3 protein-coding genes are annotated in these 2889 nt (G+C 56.6%); all 3 read left to right on the forward strand.

Annotated features, from left to right (window positions below; all coding sequences use genetic code 11):
* Positions 1–637 (forward strand): AMP-binding enzyme (locus RTY00_RS22930; RefSeq protein ID WP_312666485.1); only part of this gene is annotated, 637 nt, incomplete at its 5' end.
* A gap of 146 nt (positions 638–783) precedes the next feature.
* A complete protein-coding gene (locus RTY00_RS22935) occupies positions 784–1110 on the forward strand; it encodes a DUF485 domain-containing protein (protein ID WP_008109989.1) in 327 nt (108 codons plus the stop codon).
* Positions 1107–2759: a cation/acetate symporter ActP gene (gene actP, locus RTY00_RS22940; RefSeq protein WP_008109988.1), complete on the forward strand. Its 1653-nt coding sequence runs from the start codon at positions 1107–1109 to the stop codon at positions 2757–2759. Before RTY00_RS22935 ends, actP begins: the two co-directional genes overlap by 4 nt.
* Positions 2760–2889 lie beyond the last annotated feature (130 nt).

Raw genomic sequence — 2889 nt, forward strand, 5'->3', positions numbered from 1 at the left:
GTTCTTTGGTGTGCAGCCAGCGCTGGTGGATAACGAAGGCAATCCACTTGAGGGTGCCACCGAAGGCAACCTGGTGATCGTTGATTCCTGGCCAGGCCAGGCGCGTACGCTGTATGGCGATCACGATCGTTTCGAGCAAACCTACTTCTCCACCTTCAAAAATCGCTACTTCAGCGGTGACGGCGCGCGCCGTGATGAAGATGGTTATTACTGGATCACCGGCCGCGTCGATGACGTGCTGAACGTTTCCGGTCACCGTCTTGGCACCGCCGAGATTGAATCGGCGCTGGTGTCGCATCCGAAGATTGCCGAAGCTGCGGTGGTGGGCATTCCGCACAGCATCAAAGGCCAGGCGATCTACGCTTATATCACGCTCAACCACGGCGAAGAGCCGTCGCCAGAGCTGTATACCGAAGTGCGTAACTGGGTGCGTAAAGAGATTGGCCCGATTGCCACGCCGGATGTGCTGCACTGGACCGACTCGCTGCCCAAAACCCGCTCCGGCAAGATTATGCGTCGCATTCTGCGCAAAATCGCTGCAGGCGATACCAGCAATCTCGGCGATACCTCTACGCTGGCCGATCCGGGCGTGGTAGAGAAATTGCTGGAGGAGAAACAGTCCATCTCAATGCCGTAAGCGGCTTCTGTTGTAGGGGCGACCATTTGGCCGCCCTTATATGCCACGTATTTCTGAGTTCGCACAACTTATAAAACTAGAATATTCAGCCAGTTAAATCATTTAATCGTGAGTATGCTGGCCGCCTTGCCTCTGGAGAAAATGTGATGAACGAAACCCCTGAACAGGAAGCAGTCTGGCAACAAGTCGAGAATAATCCGCGCTTTCATGAGCTGGTGCACAAGCGCCAGGCGTTTGCGCTGCTGCTCAGCGTGATCATGCTGGTGCTCTATATCGGCTTTATTCTGCTGATCGCTTTTGCGCCCGCCTGGCTCGGCACGCCGCTGCACGCGGGCACTAACGTCACGCGCGGCATTCCGATTGGCGTCGGTTTAATCGTGATGTCATTCGTGCTGACCGGCGTCTACGTGTGGCGCGCCAACGGCGAGTTTGATCGTCTGACCAAACAGATCCTGAGCGAGGTGAAATCATGAAGCGCCTGCTTTCGGTATTTTTAGCCATCGTGCCCGCCAGCGTGTTTGCCGCCGATGCCATTACCGGCGCGGTGCAACGGCAAGCCACCAACTATGAAGCCATCATTATGTTCGTGGTGTTTGTCGCCGCAACGCTTGGCATCACGTATTGGGCTTCCAAACGTACCCGCTCGCGCAGCGATTACTACACCGCGGGCGGTAATATCACCGGTTTCCAGAATGGCCTCGCCATCGCCGGTGACTTTATGTCCGCCGCCTCTTTCCTCGGTATTTCTGCTCTGGTTTACACCTCGGGTTACGACGGGCTGATCTACTCGCTCGGCTTCCTCGTCGGCTGGCCGATGATCCTGTTTTTGATTGCCGAACGGTTGCGTAACCTCGGGCGCTATACCTTTGCCGATGTGGCTTCTTATCGCCTCGCGCAGAAACCGATTCGTACGCTGTCGGCCTGCGGCTCGCTGGTGGTGGTGGCGCTCTATCTGATTGCGCAGATGGTCGGTGCCGGTAAGCTAATCCAGTTGCTGTTCGGCCTCGATTACCATATCGCGGTGGTGATGGTCGGCATTTTGATGGTGCTGTACGTGCTGTTCGGCGGCATGCTGGCGACCACCTGGGTGCAAATCATCAAAGCGGTACTGCTGCTGTTTGGTGCCAGCTTTATGGCGATTATGGTGATGAAAGCTGTTGGCTTTAGCTTCAACACGCTGTTCACCGAAGCGATGGCGGTGCACCCGAAAGGCGCGGCGATTATGCAGCCTGGCGGGCTGGTGAAAGATCCGATCTCGGCGCTCTCATTGGGTCTCGGTTTGATGTTCGGCACCGCCGGTTTGCCGCATATTCTGATGCGCTTCTTCACCGTGGCTGATGCGCGTGAAGCACGTAAAAGCGTGTTCTGGGCCACCGGCTTTATGGGCTACTTCTACTTCCTGACCTTTATTATCGGCTTCGGTGCGATTTTGCTGGTGGGAGCGAATCCGGCCTTCAAAGATGCCAGCGGCGCGCTGCTCGGCGGCACCAATATGGCGGCGGTGCATCTGGCGAATGCGGTCGGCGGCAGCCTGTTCCTCGGCTTTATCTCGGCGGTGGCCTTCGCCACCATTCTGGCGGTGGTGGCCGGTTTGACACTGGCGGGCGCGTCGGCGGTTTCACACGATCTCTATGCCAGCGTGATCCGCGAAGGTAAGGCGACGGAGAGAGATGAGTTGCGTATTTCGAAGATCACCGTGCTGGTGTTGGGCGTGGTGGCGATTGCGCTGGGGATTTTGTTTGAGAAACAGAACATTGCCTTTATGGTCGGTCTGGCGTTCTCGATTGCCGCCAGCTGTAACTTCCCGATTATTTTGCTGTCGATGTACTGGTCGAAACTGACCACGCGCGGCGCGATGGTGGGCGGTTGGCTGGGACTGATCACTGCGGTGTTGCTGATGATCCTGGGCCCGACGATTTGGGTGCAGGTGTTGGGGCACGAGAAACCGATTTATCCGTATGAGTATCCGGCGCTGTTCTCGATGCTGGCGGCGTTTATCGGTATCTGGCTGTTCTCGATTACCGACCATTCAGCACGTGGTGCGCAGGAACGTGCGCGCTTCCGTGGGCAGTTTATTCGCTCGCAGACGGGGATTGGGATTTCGCAGGGTAAATCGCATTAGTGAGGATGTTAAAAAGGTCGCCATGAATGGCGACCCTACGTGTAGGGTGCGCCTTTATGCGCACCTGGTTACCTCATTAGAAACGCAGTGACGCGCCAACGTACGGGCCATCGACCAGTACGTTATCTTT

Source organism: Pantoea sp. CTOTU49201 (assembly GCF_032054795.1).
In the GTDB taxonomy this organism is placed as follows: Bacteria; Pseudomonadota; Gammaproteobacteria; order Enterobacterales; family Enterobacteriaceae; genus Pantoea; species Pantoea symbiotica.

Coding starts and splice junctions, on each gene's coding strand:
- RTY00_RS22935 (WP_008109989.1), top strand. CDS start 784: ATGAACGAAACCCCTGAACAGGAAGCAGTCTGGCAACAAGTCGAGAAT.
- actP (WP_008109988.1), top strand. CDS start 1,107: ATGAAGCGCCTGCTTTCGGTATTTTTAGCCATCGTGCCCGCCAGCGTG.